The following is a 16,051-nucleotide window of genomic DNA, read 5'->3' as shown; positions in this document are numbered from 1 at the left end:
ATCACGCCGCGCGCGCCATACAAAGCACGCGGCCGCCCGAAGGCGGCCGCATGAAACACCATGGGACAACCGGCTCACTTGCCGTAGTCGTACACGCCGCGCCCGGTCTTCCTCCCGAGCCGCCCTGCCGACACCATCTCGCGCAGCAGCGGGCACGCGCGATACTTCGGATCGCCGAAGTCCTTCGCGAACACGTCCATCACCGCGAGGCACACGTCGAGGCCCACGAGGTCGGCTAGCGCGAGCGGCCCGATCGGGTGGTTCGCGCCGAGCTTCATCCCCGCGTCGATCTCCTCGGTCGACGCGATGCCTTCGGCCAGCACGAAGAACGCTTCGTTGATCATCGGCACGAGGATCCGGTTCACGACGAAGCCCGGCGAATTGCGCACGCCGATCGGCGACTTGTCGAAACGCTCGGTCAGCGCGCGCACGGCCGACGCGGTCGCGTCGCTCGTCTGCAGCCCGCGAATGATCTCGACGAGCGGCATCAGCGGCACCGGGTTGAAGAAGTGCATGCCGAGGAAACGCGACGGATCGGCGAGCGGCGCCGCGAGCGCGGTGATCGAGATCGACGACGTGTTGGTCGCGATGATCGCGTCCGGGCGCGCGACGGCCTCGATCTGCTTCAGGATGCGGCCCTTCAGCTCGACGTTCTCGGTCGCGGCTTCGATCACGATGTCGACCGCGGCGAGCGTCGCGTAGTCGGTCGACGTCGTGATGCGCGCGAGCGCCGCGTCACGCGTGGCCGCGTCGAGCTTGTCCTTCGACACGAGCCGCTCGAGGCTGCCCTTCAGCGTCGCGAGGCCCTTGTCGAGCGCGGCGTCGCTGACGTCGATCATCACGACGTTCAGTCCTGCAACGGCGGCGGTTTGCGCAATGCCGTTACCCATGGTTCCGGCGCCCACGACGCCGACGGTTTCGATGGCCATGACGATTCCTGTGTATTCGGAGGCTGAGCGGTCGATTATCAGATGTTCTCGAAGATCGCCGCAATCCCCTGGCCGCCGCCGATACACATCGTCACGAGCGCGTAACGCCCGCCGATGCGCTTCAGCTCGTACAGCGCCTTCACCGTGATCAGCGCGCCGGTCGCGCCGATCGGGTGACCGAGCGAGATGCCCGAGCCGTTCGGGTTGACCTTGGCCGGATCGAGGCCGAGTTCCTGCGTGACCGCGCACGCCTGCGCGGCGAACGCCTCGTTCGCTTCGATCACATCGAGATCGCCGATCTTCAGGCCGGCGCGTTCGAGCGCCTTCTGCGTGGCCGGCACCGGGCCGATACCCATGTACGCCGGATCGACACCCGCGTGCGCATACGCGACGAGGCGGGCGAGCGGCTTCACGCCCTGCGCGCGCGCGGCGTCCGCGCTCATCATCAGCACGGCGGCGGCCGCATCGTTGATGCCCGACGCGTTGCCGGCCGTCACGGTGCCGTTCTCCTTCGCGAACACCGGCTTGAGCTTCGTGAAATCGTCAGCGCTCGCGTCGTGACGCACGTGTTCGTCGGTGTCGAACGCGACCTCGCCCTTCTTCGTGCGGATCGAGATCGGCAGGATCTGGTCCTTGAAGCGGCCTTCCGCGATCGCGCGCGCCGCGCGACGATGCGATTCGAGCGCCAGCGCGTCCTGCGCTTCACGCGAGATGTCGTATTTCCTCGCGACGTTCTCGGCCGTCACGCCCATGTGGATCGTCTGGAACGGATCGTGCAGCGCGCCGAGCATCATGTCGACGAGCTTCGCGTCGCCCATGCGCTGGCCGAAGCGCGCGGCCGGCACGGTGTACGGCGCGCGGCTCATGCTTTCCGAGCCGCCGCCGATCGCGACGTCGGCGTCGCCGAGCATGATCGTCTGCGCGGCCGACACGATCGCCTGCAGGCCGGAGCCGCACAGGCGGTTCACGGTCAGCGCCGGCGTGTGCTGCGCGACGCCGCCGTTGATCGCCGCGACGCGCGCGAGATACATGTCCTTCGGCTCGGTGTTCACGACGTGGCCGAATACGACGTGCCCGACCGCATCGCCGGGCACGTTCGCGCGCGACAGCACTTCGGCAACCACCTTCGCGCCGAGGTCGGTCGGCGAGAAATCCTTCAGGCTCCCGCCGAAATCGCCGATCGCGGTACGGACACCGCTCACCACCACGACTTCCTTCGCTGCATTGCTCATCGTCTCACTCCGGTTCGTTCGCGCCCGCGGGCGCGGGGATGCGTTTGCGTTACATGTTCGGGTAATTCGGCCCGCCGCCGCCTTCGGGCGTGACCCACACGATGTTCTGCGTCGGGTCCTTGATGTCGCAGGTCTTGCAGTGCACGCAGTTCTGCGCGTTGATCACGAGCCGATCGCCGCCGTCGTCGTTCTTCACGAACTCGTACACCGCCGCCGGGCAGAAACGCGCCTCCGGCCCCGCGTACGTGCGCAGGTTCACGTTCACCGGCACGCTCGCGTCCTTCAGCGTCAGGTGCGCCGGCTGGTTTTCCTCGTGGTTCGTGTTCGAGATGAACACCGACGAGAGGCGATCGAACGTCAGCTTGCCGTCCGGCTTCGGATAGTCGATCGGCTCGCACTGCGACGCCGGCTTCAGCATCTCGTGGTCCGCGTGCTGGTGATGCAGCGTCCACGGCACGTTGCCGCCCATCACCTTCTGCTCGAGCCCGACCATCAGCGTGCCCAGGTACAGGCCCTTGGCCATCCACTGCTTGAAGTTGCGCGCGCGGTACAGCTCCGTGTACAGCCACGATTGCTTGAACGCGTCCGGGTACGCGTTGAGCTCGTCCGACTGACGCCCGGCCTGCACCGCGTCGAATGCCGCATCGGCCGCCAGCATCCCGGTCTTGATCGCCGCATGGCTGCCCTTGATCCGCGATGCGTTCAAAAAGCCCGCGTCGTCGCCGATCAGCGCGCCGCCCGGGAACACCGTCTTCGGCAGCGACAGCAGGCCGCCGGCCGTGATCGCGCGCGCGCCGTACGACACGCGCTTGCCGCCTTCGAGGAATGCGCGGATCGACGGATGCGTCTTGTAGCGCTGGAATTCCTCGAACGGCGACAGGTACGGGTTCGTGTAGCCGAGGCCCACGACGAAGCCGACCACGACCTGATTGTTGTCCATGTGATACAGGAACGAGCCGCCGTACGTATCGGACTTCAGCGGCCAGCCGGCCGTGTGGATCACGAGGCCCGGCTTGTGCTTGGCCGGATCGATTTCCCACAGTTCCTTGATGCCGATCCCGTACGCCTGCGGATCGGCGTTCGCGTCGAGCTTGAACTTCGCGATCAACTGGCGGCCGAGGTGGCCGCGGCAGCCTTCGGCGAACAGCGTGTACTTCGCGTGCAGCTCCATGCCGAGCTGGAAGTTCTCGGTCGGCTCGCCGTCCTTGCCCACGCCCATGTTGCCGGTGGCGACGCCTTTGACCGAACCGTCGTCGTTGTACAGGATCTCCGCGGCGGGGAAGCCCGGGAAGATTTCCACGCCCAGCGCCTCGGCCTGCTGGCCGAGCCAGCGCGTGACGTTGCCCAGCGAGATCACGTAGTTGCCGTGATTCTTGAAGTTGTCGGGCAGCGCCCAGTTCGGCGTCGTGACCGCGCTCTTCTCGGACAGGAACAGGAAGCGGTCTTCCGTCACCTCGACGTCGAGCGGCGCGCCGCGTTCCTTCCAGTCGGGAAACAGCTCGGTGATCGCGCGCGGGTCCATCACCGCGCCAGACAGGATGTGCGCGCCGATCTCGGAACCTTTCTCGAGCACGCACACGCCGATCTCGGCGCCTTTCTCGGCGGCCAGCTGCTTGAGCCGGATCGCAGCCGACAGCCCGGCTGGGCCGCCGCCGACGATCACGACGTCGTATTCCATCGATTCGCGCGGGCCGTACTGCGCGAGCAAGTCCTGTGTGGTCAAAATCCTGTCTCCTGCTGCGTCCCGACCGTCAGCGGTCAGAACTGGTCTTCCGTCAACGCGAGCACGCTCTCGTTGCCCTTCGCGCCGACGATCGACGCTTCGAGCGCACCCGCCTGCACGAGCACGTGCTCCGCATAGCATTGCGCGATCGCGATCTTCGCGTCGAAGAACGCCGTGTCGCTCGCACGGTTCGCGTGCGCGGCCAGCAGCGCACGCGCCATCTGCCAGCCGCACAGCACGACGCCCGCGAGCTTCAGATACGGCACGCTGCCCGCGAACACCGCGTTCGGGTCCTGCTTCGCGTTCGCGAGCACGTAGTCGACCACCGTCGACAACGCGCGCGCGCCCTTCTCCAGTTGCGCCTTCATCGACGCGGCCGCCGCGCCGTCGATCTTGCCGAGCGCCGCGACGGTCTCGCCGATCTCCGCGATCAGCGCCTTCGCGACCGCGCCGCCGTCGCGCAGCGTCTTGCGGCCGACGAGGTCGTTCGCCTGGATCGCGGTCGTGCCTTCGTAGATCGCCAGGATCCGCGCATCGCGGTAGTACTGCGCGGCGCCGGTTTCCTCGATGAAGCCCATCCCGCCATGCACCTGCACGCCGAGGCTCGCCACGTCGTTCACCATCTCCGTGCTCCAGCCCTTCACCACCGGCACCAGATATTCGTAGATCGCCTGATGACGCGCGCGCGTCGCGTCGTCCGCATGGCGGTGGGCAATGTCGCTGTGCGCGGCCGCCACATAGGCCAGCGCCCGCGCGCCTTCGGTCAGCGCACGCATCGTGCCCAGCATCCTGCGCACGTCCGGGTGATGGATGATCGTCACCGACTGCTTCGCCGAGCCATCCACCGGGCGGCTCTGCACGCGTTCCTTCGCGAATGCGGCCGCCTTCTGGTACGCGCGATCGGCCACGCCGATCCCTTGCATCCCGACCCCGAAGCGCGCCGCGTTCATCATGATGAACATGTATTCGAGGCCGCGGTTCTCCTCGCCCACCAGATAGCCGATCGCGCCGCCGTGATCGCCGTATTGCAGCACCGCCGTCGGGCTCGCCTTGATCCCGAGCTTGTGCTCGATCGACACGCAGTGCACGTCGTTGCGCGCACCGAGCGAGCCGTCGTCGTTGACCAGGAACTTCGGCACGATGAACAGCGAAATGCCCTTCACGCCTTCCGGCGCATTCGGCGTGCGCGCCAGCACCAGGTGGACGATGTTGTCCGCCATGTCGTGCTCGCCCCACGTGATGAAGATCTTCGTGCCGAACACCTTGTACGTGCCGTCGCCCTGCGGCTCCGCGCGCGAGCGCACCAGCGCGAGGTCGGAGCCTGCCTGCGGCTCGGTCAGGTTCATCGTGCCCGTCCATTCGCCGGAGATCAGCTTCGGCACGTAGCGCTGCTTCTGCGCGTCGGTGCCGGCCGTCAGCAGCGCCTCGATCGCGCCGTCGGTGAGTAGCGGGCACAGCGCGAACGACAGGTTCGATGCGTTCAGCATCTCGATGCACGGCGTCGCGATCAGCTTCGGCAGCCCCTGGCCGTCGTATTCGGCCGGATGCTGCAGCCCCTGCCAGCCGCCCTCGACGAACTGGCGGAACGCTTCGCCGAAGCCCGGCGTCGCGGTCACGACGCCGTCCTTCCAGCTGCTCGGATTGCGATCGCCTTCGACGTTCAGCGGCGCCAGCACCTCGCCGCAGAATTTCGCGGACTCGTCGAGCACGGCCTGCGCCGTGTCGTAACCCGCATCCTCGAAACCCGGCAACTGCGCGACGGCGTCGATGCCCGCGAGTTCCTTCAGCACGAACAGCATGTCCTTGACGGGGGCGTTATAGCTCATGGTCGATGTTCCAATCAGGCGGTGAATTGGGGGCGCCACGGGGTCCGATACGGCAGAACCGGCCAGAACCGGGCGACGTGATGGGCCATCCTAACGCCGAGGGTCCGGATTTTCATTGTCATATCCGGCCCACATGGTGACAAAATCGGCCACGCCGCGCACCGGCGGCGACCCTGCCGCCCGGCGGAGAAGTCCGTCGCGCGGGCGTCGGCGCCCGATCCGCCCGTATCGGAGATTGCGGTGAAGCGCGCCAAAAAAACGGCCACGCGTACGCGCGGCGGCCCGGCTCGGCGCGGCAAAGGGAGCCGGTTATGGGAGTGTCCTCTGAAAAACCGGCCATGAAAACCGCCAAGGTGTCCGGTTATGGGATTCCATCCGCGGCCCCGCGAATCGGTGATACCCGCGCCGCGCCCGCGTCACGCCCGGCGCCGATACGTCCCCGGCGTACTGCCCGTCCAGTGCCGGAACGCGCGATGAAACGCGCTCGGATCGTCGAAGCCGATATCGGCGCCGATCGCCGCGATCGTGTCGGGCGTGTCGGTCAGCCGCTGGATCGCGATATCGCGCCGCAGCTCGTCCTTCAGCACCTGGAACGTCGTCCCTTCGGCGGCCAGATGGCGGCTCAGCGTGCGCACCGAACAATGCAGGTGCTCGGCCGCCTGGTCGATCGCGGGCAGGTCGGGCAACGCCGCCGACAGGTACTGCCGCACGCGATGGCACACGAGCTGTTCGCTGAACGATTCGAAGATCCAGTCGCCCGGCGCGCGCGCGAGAAACTTGCGCAGGTTGCGCTTGCTCTGGCGGATCGGCGCGTCGAGGTAATCGGCGCTGAAGCGCATCAGCGTACGCGCGCAGTCGAACTGCACGGCGCCGGTGAAGAAGTACAGGTGGTCGACCGCATGGCGCGGCCGCGGGCACGCGAACTCGATCTGCAGCAGCGGAATCTTCTGCCCGATCAGCCAGGAGCACACGCCGTGCACGAGCTTGAGCATCAGCTCCTGGCCGAGCGCGCCGATCGGGCCGATGGCGTCGTTCGGGCGCAGCAGCACCTGCGCGACGAGCTCGTCGCGCTTCGATTCGACGAAGAAGTCGTCGAGCAGGATATGGAAGAATTGCCCGAAACGATGCAGCGCCGTTTCGAGGTTGCGCGCATCGAGCAGGCTCAGGCACAGGTACTTCAGCGTGCCGCCGCGCAGCGGACGCGAGAAGATGCCGGGCATCTCGTCGTCGAGGTCGATCGCGAGCGTGCGGTACAGCGTCGAGAACTGCTCCTCCGTCACGCGCGCATGCGGCTCGCCGAGCAGCTCGATCGGAATGCCGGCGCCGCGCAGGTAGCGCTCGACCACGTCGCGCCGCGCGCCCGCGCTCGCGAGAAAGCCGTTGACGAGCGAGATCGGCACCGTCGCGCTCGGCGACGGCAGCGCACGCCCGGGCCGGGCGGAAAGTGAATCTGAGCCGGTCATCGCGTCCCCGTCGATCGAACCGACCGCATTGTACTTGAGCGGCCCGCGCGCGACCGTCGGGCTTGGACGCGCACCGGGCCGTGCCGGGCCGCCGCGGCCGCGTGGCGCGTGGCCGCCATCAGTCGGTGCGGCCGAGTTCCCGGCGCAGGATCTTGCCGACCGTCGACTTCGGCAGCCGGTCGACAAAGCGCACCAGCTTCGGCACCTTGTACGCGGCCAGGCTCGCGCGGCAGTGCGCGACGAGCTGCGCCTCCGTCACGTCGGCGTCCGGCGCGCACACCACGAACAGCTTGACGGCCTCGCCCGTGCGCGGGTCCGGCACGCCGATGCACGCGCATTCGGCGACGCCCGGCAGCGCGGTCGCGACCGCCTCGATCTCGTTCGGATACACGTTGAAGCCCGATACGATGATCATGTCCTTCTTGCGATCGACGATCCGCAGGAAGCCCGCCGCGTCGAACACGCCGACGTCGCCGGTGCGGAAATAGCCGTCCGCGGTGAACGCGGCCGCGTTCGCGTCCGGCTTCCGCCAGTAGCCGCTCATCACCTGCGGCCCCTTCACGCAGATCTCGCCCGCTTCGCCGATCGCCACCTCGCGATCCTGGTCGTCGAGCAGCTTCACGTCGGTCGACGGCAGCGGCACGCCCGTGGTGCCCGTGAAGCGGTCGATCGACTGCGGGTTGAACGACACGACCGGCGACGTTTCCGACAGCCCGTAGCCCTCGCGGATGAAATTGCCCGTCACCGCCTTCCAGCGCGACGAGATCACGTCGATCACCGCCGCGCCGCCGCCGGCCGACAGCTTCAGCCGCGACCAGTCGACCTCCTTCAGGCGCGGATGGCCGGCGAGCCCCGCGTACAGCGTGTTCACGCCGACGAACACCGACGGCCGCGCGGCCTTCAGCACGTCGATGAACCCGTCCATGTCGCGCGGGTTCGCGACGAGCCAGTTCTGCGCGCCAATCGCGAAGTAGGACAGGAAGTTCACTGTCAGCGCGAAGATGTGATACAGCGGGATCGCCGTGACAACGACCTCTTCGCCCGGCCGGCGCGCATCCGGCACGATCGCCGCGAACTGCGCGATGTTCGCGGCGAGGTTGCGATGCGACAGCGCCGCGCCCTTCGACAGGCCGGTCGTGCCGCCCGTGTATTGCAGCAGCAACAGGTCCGCGCCGCTCAGCGCAACCGGCTCGCACGCGAGCGATTCGCCCGCGGCGATGGCGTGCGCGAGCGCGGTCGAGCCGGGCGGCAGCGTGTCGCACGTGCCGGCCGGCGCATCGACGACGCCGAGATCCTCCCGGCCCACGCTCAGCACGATGCGCACGCGCGTGCGGCCGACCACGTCCGCGAACGTGCCCATCGACCCGCCGCAGACGATCGCCACCTCGACCCCGGCGTCGTCGAGCTGATGCTCGACCTCGCGCGCGGTGTAGTGCGGATTCACGTTGACCTGCACCGCGCCGATCTTCGCGACGGCGACGAACACGACCGGGAACGCGAGCACGTTGGGCAGCATCACGGCCACGCGGTCGCCCTTGCGCACGCCGACGACCTGCTGCAGATATGCGGCCAGCGCGGTCGACAGGTGCTCGACGTCGGCATAGGTGAGCGTGCGGCCGAATGCATGGAACGCCGGACGATCGGCGAAGCGGCGCATCGCGTCGTCCAGCAGCGCGCTTACGGAAGGATGGCGATCGGCGTCGATCTCGGCGGGGATCGAGCCATACGACCCGATCCAGTGTCTCTTCGTCATGTCTCACTCCTCTGGGCGCGGCACGCCAGCGTGCGTACCGCTCTCACGGCGGCCTGCACGCCGAAAGGACGCGGGCCGCCGCCTGACCGGCGACTATCGCCCGCGCGATGCGCGTTGCAAATGATCCGCGCGGCCGAAAACATGATCGAAACGGACACGCGAACGCACGCGCCTGCGCCACTCACACCGCGAACACCCGTCCGGCCGGCCTTTTCCATCGCTGCATCAGGGTGAACCCTGTGGCGGACGGGACCGTTCCCGAGCAGAATTGCGGACCGTCAACGATATCGATTCGGACGCAGGATCCCGCCATGCCGCGCAGCGCGCTGTTGAAACCGACCGACGCCCGTCCCGCCCGGCTGCCCGACGCCGAGGCCGCCCACGCGTTGCGCGCGCAGCGCTTCACGCCGGCCAAGCTGGCCGTGCTGGTCGACGTGGCCGCGCACGCCGGCCTCGATCCGGCCACGGTGCTCGCCGGCACCGGGCTCACGCCGGCCGACGTCTCGGACCCGTTCACGCTCACGTCGCCGCTGCAGTTCCTGACGGCCGCGCGCAATGCGGTCAACCGGTACGACGGCACCGACCTCGGCGTGCGCGTCGGCCGCCGGCTGCACGCGTCGAGCTACGGGATGTACGGCTACGCGATGCTGTGCTCGGAATCGCTCGCGCGCGCGTTCGATTCGGCCGTCAAGTATCACCGGCTCGCGAACGGCATGCTGCCGATCCGCTGGGTCGAACAGGGCGATACCGCGTCGTGGCTGTTTCCGGCCCGGCACGAGGTCACGCTGCCCGATCTCGACGCGCCGCTGTACCGTTTCCTGATCGACATGCAGTTCGCGCTGCACGTGACGGTCATCAAGGACGTGATGGGCGGATGGTGCGTGCCGGCGCGCGCGCAGTTCGCGCAGCCGCGGCCGCCGCACGCGGCGCTGCTGGCCGACGCGCTCGAATGCCCGATCGCGTTCGACCAGCCGCATCACGTGCTCAGCTATCCGGCGGCATGGCTCGCGCGCGCGCCGCAGCTCGCGAACCCGATCACCGCCGCGCAGATGTCGTCGCACTGCGCCCGGTTGCTCGACGAATTGCGCAGCCAGTCGGGCATCACGCGACGCGTATACGAGGAGCTCACCCGCACGCCGGGACAATTCCCGGACATCGACGCGATCGCCGAAATCCTCTGCATGACCTCGCGCACGCTGCGCCGCAAGCTCGAAGCCGAAGGCACGTCGTACAGCGAGCTACTGACGAGCGTGCGCAAGGCGCTCGCGATCGACTACCTCGGCACGACCACGCTCAGCATCGAGGACATCGCGTTGACGCTCGGCTTCAGCGATGCGGTGGGATTCCGCCACGCGTTCAAGCGCTGGACCGGCACGACGCCGACCGACGTGCGACGCAAGCGCGGCGGGTAACGCCGCCGCCGGCGGTCAGCGGGCGTCGCCGGCGGCCGGCGACGCGACCGCCAGCGCAAACTCGAACACCGCGCCGTGCCCGGCCCGGTCGACGAGCCGGATGCTGCTGCCGTTGAGCGCCAGCATCCGGTGCACGATCAACAGCCCGAGCCCGCCGCTCGTCGCCGTGCCGCCGCTGATCGGCCGCTGCGGCCGCTGGAACAGCCCTTCGCGCCGCGCCGCCGGAATCCCTTCCCCGGTATCCGACACCGTCACGACCACACGGTCTTCCCGAGGCTCGAGCGCGATCTCGACCTCGCCCTGCGAAGGCGTGTGCCGTAGCGCGTTGTCGAGCAGGTTGGTCAGCACGCGCTCGATCATCCCGAGATCGGCCGACACGACCGGCACGCGCGGCGGGATCCGCGCATGCAGCGCGACGCCGCGCGATTGCGCGGTCAGCTCGAACTTCTGGAACACGTCCTGCACGAGATCGACGAGCGAGAACGGCTCGCGCTCGGCCTGCACGCCGCCCGATTCGAGCCGCGCGAGCTCGAACAGCGCCTGCGCGAGCCGCCCGACCTTCGCGCTCTGCGCGAGCGCGATCGACAGGTAGCGCCGCCGTTCGGGCTCGGCCAGCGTGTCGGCCTTCAGCGACAGCGTCTCCAGATAGCCATGCAGCGACGTGAGCGGCGTGCGCAGGTCGTGCGAGATGTTCGTGATCAGTTCGCGCCGCTGCTGGTCCTGGCGCGTCAATGCGCGCCACTGTTCGCCGATCCGGTCGGCCATCTGCGCGAACGCGGATTCGAGCACCGCGATGTCGTCGCCGCGACGGCCCGGCGGCAAGCGCAGCACCGGCGGCTGCGTATCGGGCATGGCGGGCATGGCTGGCGCGCCGGGCGCGCCGCTCGCGTCGAAACCGCGCATCGCGGCCGTCAGCCGGCGCAGCGGGCGCGTGATGAAGCTGAAGGCGACGAGGCCCGCGAGCAGGCCGAGCAGCGCGACGATCGCCATCGACCACAGCGTCGTGCGCAGCACGTTGCCGGCGTCGACGCGCGCGGCGAGCCGGTCATGCGCCTCGCCGAGCAACACCACGTAGATGTAGCCCGACGGCGGCTGCCCCGCGCGCTGCAGCGGCGCGGCGCTGAACACCTTGCGCGCGTCCGGACTGCGCGGGTCGTCGCCGAGAATCGGCAGCGGCTGGCCCGCGATGAAGCGCTGCACGGGCGCGAGATCGACGCGGTCGCGCTTCACGTGGCCGGGCGGCGCGTCGTCGCCCTTGATGCGCCCCGCGTTGTCGAGCAGGTATACCTCGACGCTCGGGTTCACGCCCATCAACTGGCCGAACAGCGTGCGCACGGCGTCGGGGCGCAGCCCGTTCGCGTCCATCAGCGGCGCGCTGCCCGCGATGTTGGCGGCCAGATCGCGCGACAGCGCCTGCACGACTTCCTTCTCGCGCATGTCGTTCGCGCGGATCTGCAGCCACGCCGACGCGCCCGAGCACGCGAGCAGCAGGATCGAGAACACGAGCGACAGCCGCCGCGTGAGCGTGAGTTTCATCATGCGTCCCGCTGCCCCGGCGCGGCGAGCTTGTAGCCGCGGCCCCAAACGGTGAGGATCCGCACGGGCTCGGCCGGATCGGCCTCGATCTTCGCGCGCAGCCGGTTGATGTGGGTATTGACCGTGTGTTCGTAGCCTTCGTGCTGGTAGCCCCACACCGCATTGAGCAGGTCCATCCGCGAAAACACCTTGCCCGGGTGCCGCGCGAAGAAATACAGCAGGTCGAATTCGCGCGGCGTGAGGTCGATGCGTACGCCGTCGACGCTCGCCTCGCGCGCGATCGGGTCGATCGCGAGCCCGGCGACGTCGAGCGTGCCCGCGTCGATCCGCGAATCGCGCGCGAGCGCATCGACGCGCCGCAGCAGCGCCTTCACGCGCGCGACGAGTTCGAGCACCGAGAACGGCTTCGCGAGGTAGTCGTCGGCGCCGAGTTCGAGGCCGAGGATCCGGTGCACCTCGCTCGAGCGCGCGCTCGTGATGATGATCGGCGTGTAGCGCGTCATCGCCCGCGCGCGCCGGCAGATTTCGAGGCCGTCGACGCCCGGCAGCATCAGGTCGAGGATCAGCGCGTCCCAGTTGCCCTGTTCGAGCAGGCGCAGCCCTTCGGCGCCGTCCGCGCTGTGCACGACCTCGTAGCGCTCGTCGCGCAGGTGCAGGCTCAGCACGTCGGCGATGTCGGCGTCGTCCTCGACGATCAGGATGCGTTTCGGTTGGTCCATGGCGGTGGGCGGCGGCACGTCGGAGCGACGCTCGGTAAGGGTTGTCGGGCGGTTGCCGGGCGGCGCTCGGTCGCCCGGCAACCGCCCGGCGAAAGGCCGCGCTGCCGTCATTGTGCAAAATTTTGCGGCGGAGAGTGATCACAAATCGTTTAAATCTGGATCGTACTCGTGATGCGAGCCAATCTCGGCGAGGCTTCCCGCTCCGGCCCCTCGAACCCGATTCGACGCGCTCCGGCGCAAACGCCAAAAGGCCGGTTCGAAAAGACGGCCCAGTTTCGCCATCTCGGCTCCCGTGCGGTCAGAACCGGGAATTGACGCGCACATACGCGGACTGCGCCGAAACATGGCTCGTATCGATCGTCGCATCCAGCCCGAGCGATACCGTGGTCGTCTTGGCGGCCTGCAGCGTGACGCTGGCGCCCGTGGTCAGGAACGCGCGCGGCAGATCGGTACCCGGCGCCGCGAACACGGTCCCGTCCTGGCTCTGCACCTGGACGACGCGGCTGCCGCGCAGCACCTCGTGCGCATAGCCGACGCGAAGCTGGACGCCGACCGGGCGCACGGCGTCGCCGAACGCCTTGTCGAGCGACACGCCCGCGTAAGGCTGAAGGCTTCTCGCACTGTCGGGCCCGACGTTCAGGTTCTGGCCGTTGGCGCCGTTCTCGCCGAAGCCGGTGCCGCGCACGTACGCATACCGCAGTCCGATGTGCGGCGTGAACCGGAAACCGCCGGCTTCCATCGGCAGGCTGGCCTGCGTGGCGGCGGTGAATTCGTGGCCGAGATGGTCGCCTTCGGCGGTACCCACGCTGCCGAACGGCCGCTTCTGCGACAGGAAATCGAGACCGTAGCCGAGCGCCGCCGACAGGTTGACGGCGCCGATCGGCCGTGCGCCGTACAGCGCGACGCGCAGCGTGTCGATGGCGCCCGATGCGCCTGTCGTGTCTTCGGCCAGCGTGGTGTGCGTGTAGCCGCCGGCCGCACCGACCGTCGCTTCGCCGAGCCACCCCTGTGCGCCCGCCAGGAACCCGTACGCGTGCGTGAGGAAGCCCGGCGCGCCGCCCGTGCCGCCCACCTTGGTGCTGGAACCATTGGCCACGGCCCACACGTTGCTGGCACCCGCCGCGTCATCCTGCCGGCCGGCGAGACGCCCGAGCAGCGTCGAACTGGCGTCTTGCGCCTGCAGCAAGGCCGTCGTGCCGAGCGCCGTGTAGATCGACGTCCTGGTCGGCGCGATGACCGTTGGGCCGGCCGGCGTGCCGGGCCCGGCCGGCTCGGCGAGCAGCAGGTCGACCGCATTGGCGCCGTAGTCCACCGACGATTGCAACGCGCCGAGATTCGCGCCGGCCGTGCTGGTGCCGACGTTCGAGAAACGGCCCGTCACGCCGTTGGCCGCGCTCAGCACGGTGTAGCGGCGGGCGGTATAGGTGCCGGGATCGAACAGAACGGCCAACGAACCGCCGAGCGTCGCGGTGCCGCCCACGCGCAATTGCGATGCTTCCGTCGGGCTGACCTCGATCGACAGCGTGCCGCCCGCCGCCTGCGTGTAGTTGCCGCCCACGGTCAGCGTTCCGATCGAACCGCCCGGCGCGACCACCCCGCTGCTGCTGACGGCGCCCGCCACCGTGCCATGGCCGCGCAACGTGCCGAGCACATCGACCACGACATTGCCCCCCAGCACTGCACCGGCATTCGCCGCGTCGCCAACGGCCAACGTGCCGCCCGCCACCGTCGTCGTTCCGGAGAACGCGTTGCTGATACCGTTCAGCGTCAGCGTGCCCGCGCCTCGTTTGACCAGGCCGCCGGTGCCGACGAGGCTGCCGCTGAAGGTTTGCGACGAGTCGTCGGCCAGCGTGAGCGCGCTGCCGCCCACCACCACGCGGCTGCCTGCCACGCCGGACAGATGCGCGACCGTCTGGCTGCCGGCCGCGGACAGGTCGAGCGCGGCCGCTTGGCCGGCCAGCGTGACCGACGTGGACGACGCCAGCCGGCCGGCGCCCGACAACGCGAGCGTGCCCGCGTCGACCGTCGTCGCCCCGGTGTACGTGTTCGCGCCCGACAGCGTTTGCGTGCCGCCCGCCACGGTCAGCCCGCCGGTGCCGTCAATCACACCGCCGAACGTGCCGGCCGCATTGGCGAGCGTCAACGTGCGACCGCCCAGCGCGACCGTGCCCGTACCCGTGAGCGCATTGATCGTCGCCCCGGCGGTCGTCACCGAGATATCGAACGTCCCGTTGTCGACGACCGCGCTGGAGGCCGCAATGCTGCCCGAACCGGTCAGCGCCAGCGTTCCGGCATTGACGGTGGTAGCGCCCGTGTAGGCGTTCGCCGCCGACAGTGTTTGCGTACCGCCGCCGACGGTCAGTGCGCCCGTCCCGTTGATGGTTCCGCCGAACGTGCCGGCCGCATTGGCCAGCGTCAGCGTGCGGCTGCCCAGCGCCACCGTGCCCGTGCCGGTCAGCGCATTGATCGTCGCCCCGGCGGCGGTCGCCGAGATGTCGAACGTGCCGTTGTTGGCGATTGCGCTGGAGGCGGCCAGGCTGCCCGAACCGGTCAATGCCAGCGTGCCGGCGTTGACCGACGTTGCACCGGTAAAGCCGTTCGTACCGGACAGCGCCTGCGTACCGCCCGCAACCGTCAGGCCGCCGGTGCCGCCGATCACGCCGCTGAACGTGCCGGCCGCATTCGCGAGCGTCAGCGAGCTCGTCCGGATGCCGCGGCGTGCCGTGCGCACTGAGATAAGCGGGAGAAGCGCACAGCACGCGCCGCACCTTGCCGACCGAGATCGCCTGCAGCGACGAATTCGGAAGCTCGCCGATGCGCACGGCCACGTCGGCGCCTTCATCGACGAGATTGACGACGCGGTCCAGAAACCAGCAGTTGAGATTGACGAAAGGATGCTGCTCCAGATACTCGAGCGCGATCGGCGTCACGTAGGTCTTGCCGAACAGCACCGGCGCGGTGACGGTGAGCTGGCCGCGTGGCGTATTGCCGGTGCCGGTGGCGGAAAGCTCCGCCGCGTCGATGTCCGCCAGGATTCACCGGCAGTCTTCGTAAAACGACGCGCCCGCATCGGTGATGCGGACCACGCGCGTCGTCCGCGTCAAGAGCCGCACGCCCAGATGCTCCTCGAGCTCCGTCATCACGCGGCTGATTACCGACGGCGATACGTTCAACTTGCGCGCCGCCGATGCGAATCCTTCCGTCTCGACCACCGTGACGAAGGTGGGCCATGGCCTGGAGCCTGTCCATGTCTGAAAGATATCCGGGTGAAGTGAACGTGTCCTCACGCGCAGCGTGCGTATCGTGCGCATCCATGTCGCCGCATGGCGGCGGCCAGCATAGCAAAGTTTCGAACCCGCTCCGCGTACCAGATCGGTGCGCGACGATCATGACTCGTGCATGCACGAGCGTCGTCGACGGATGCGTGGTCGCCGGCCGGCCACGATCGACGCGGCAAC

The 16,051-nt window shown here is 68.8% G+C and carries 9 protein-coding genes and 2 pseudogenes; 1 reads left to right on the top strand and 10 read right to left on the bottom strand.

Going from position 1 to position 16,051, the window contains the following annotated elements; genetic code table 11:
* Positions 1 to 74: 74 nt before the first annotated feature.
* From WS64_RS19215 to WS64_RS19190, 6 genes are all read right to left on the bottom strand, one after another.
* Complete coding sequence (locus WS64_RS19215) at positions 75 to 929, bottom strand: 3-hydroxybutyryl-CoA dehydrogenase (protein ID WP_060967320.1); 855 nt, start codon at positions 927 to 929, stop codon at positions 75 to 77.
* A 38-nt stretch (positions 930 to 967) separates the two neighbouring features.
* On the bottom strand, positions 968 to 2,161 hold the full coding sequence (gene bktB / locus WS64_RS19210) for a beta-ketothiolase BktB (RefSeq protein ID WP_059578954.1): 1,194 nt from the start codon (positions 2,159 to 2,161) through the stop codon (positions 968 to 970).
* 49 nt (positions 2,162 to 2,210) lie between these two features.
* Positions 2,211 to 3,839 carry an electron transfer flavoprotein-ubiquinone oxidoreductase gene (locus tag WS64_RS19205; protein WP_432206250.1) on the bottom strand — a complete coding sequence of 543 codons (1,629 nt, stop codon included), beginning with the start codon at positions 3,837 to 3,839 and terminating at the stop codon, positions 2,211 to 2,213.
* An 80-nt stretch (positions 3,840 to 3,919) separates the two neighbouring features.
* Entirely contained in the window at positions 3,920 to 5,710 is a 1,791-nt protein-coding gene (locus tag WS64_RS19200) for an acyl-CoA dehydrogenase (RefSeq protein ID WP_059638624.1), read from the bottom strand.
* Between the two features lie 416 nt (positions 5,711 to 6,126).
* Positions 6,127 to 7,173: an AraC family transcriptional regulator gene (locus WS64_RS19195; protein ID WP_059578948.1), complete on the bottom strand. Its 1,047-nt coding sequence runs from the start codon at positions 7,171 to 7,173 to the stop codon at positions 6,127 to 6,129.
* Between the two features lie 118 nt (positions 7,174 to 7,291).
* Positions 7,292 to 8,926: an AMP-binding protein gene (locus WS64_RS19190; protein ID WP_060967318.1), complete on the bottom strand. Its 1,635-nt coding sequence runs from the start codon at positions 8,924 to 8,926 to the stop codon at positions 7,292 to 7,294.
* 311 nt (positions 8,927 to 9,237) lie between these two features.
* Here WS64_RS19190 and WS64_RS19185 point away from each other — a divergent pair, with 311 nt between their 5' ends.
* Entirely contained in the window at positions 9,238 to 10,338 is a 1,101-nt protein-coding gene (locus WS64_RS19185; protein ID WP_060967317.1) for an AraC family transcriptional regulator, read from the top strand.
* A 15-nt stretch (positions 10,339 to 10,353) separates the two neighbouring features.
* Here the strand turns inward: WS64_RS19185 and WS64_RS19180 are convergent, their stop codons facing one another.
* The 4 genes and pseudogenes from WS64_RS19180 to WS64_RS19165 all read right to left on the bottom strand — a co-directional run.
* Complete coding sequence (locus WS64_RS19180; RefSeq protein ID WP_060315351.1) at positions 10,354 to 11,874, bottom strand: sensor histidine kinase; 1,521 nt, start codon at positions 11,872 to 11,874, stop codon at positions 10,354 to 10,356.
* Positions 11,874 to 12,593: a response regulator transcription factor gene (locus WS64_RS19175; protein ID WP_059578940.1), complete on the bottom strand. Its 720-nt coding sequence runs from the start codon at positions 12,591 to 12,593 to the stop codon at positions 11,874 to 11,876. Before WS64_RS19175 ends, WS64_RS19180 begins: the two co-directional genes overlap by 1 nt.
* Positions 12,594 to 12,891: 298 nt before the next feature.
* Positions 12,892 to 15,291: pseudogene (locus WS64_RS19170) on the bottom strand (autotransporter outer membrane beta-barrel domain-containing protein); the annotation flags it as partial.
* A pseudogene (locus tag WS64_RS19165) lies at positions 15,287 to 15,842 on the bottom strand (LysR family transcriptional regulator); the annotation flags it as partial. The pseudogenes WS64_RS19170 and WS64_RS19165, both read right to left, overlap by 5 nt.
* Positions 15,843 to 16,051 lie beyond the last annotated feature (209 nt).

Origin of the sequence: Burkholderia anthina (genome assembly GCF_001547525.1) — a bacterium.
GTDB lineage: Bacteria > Pseudomonadota > Gammaproteobacteria > Burkholderiales > Burkholderiaceae > Burkholderia > Burkholderia semiarida.
The sequence above is the reverse complement of the archived record's forward strand: the minus strand, read 5'-3'. Positions and strand labels throughout refer to the sequence as shown.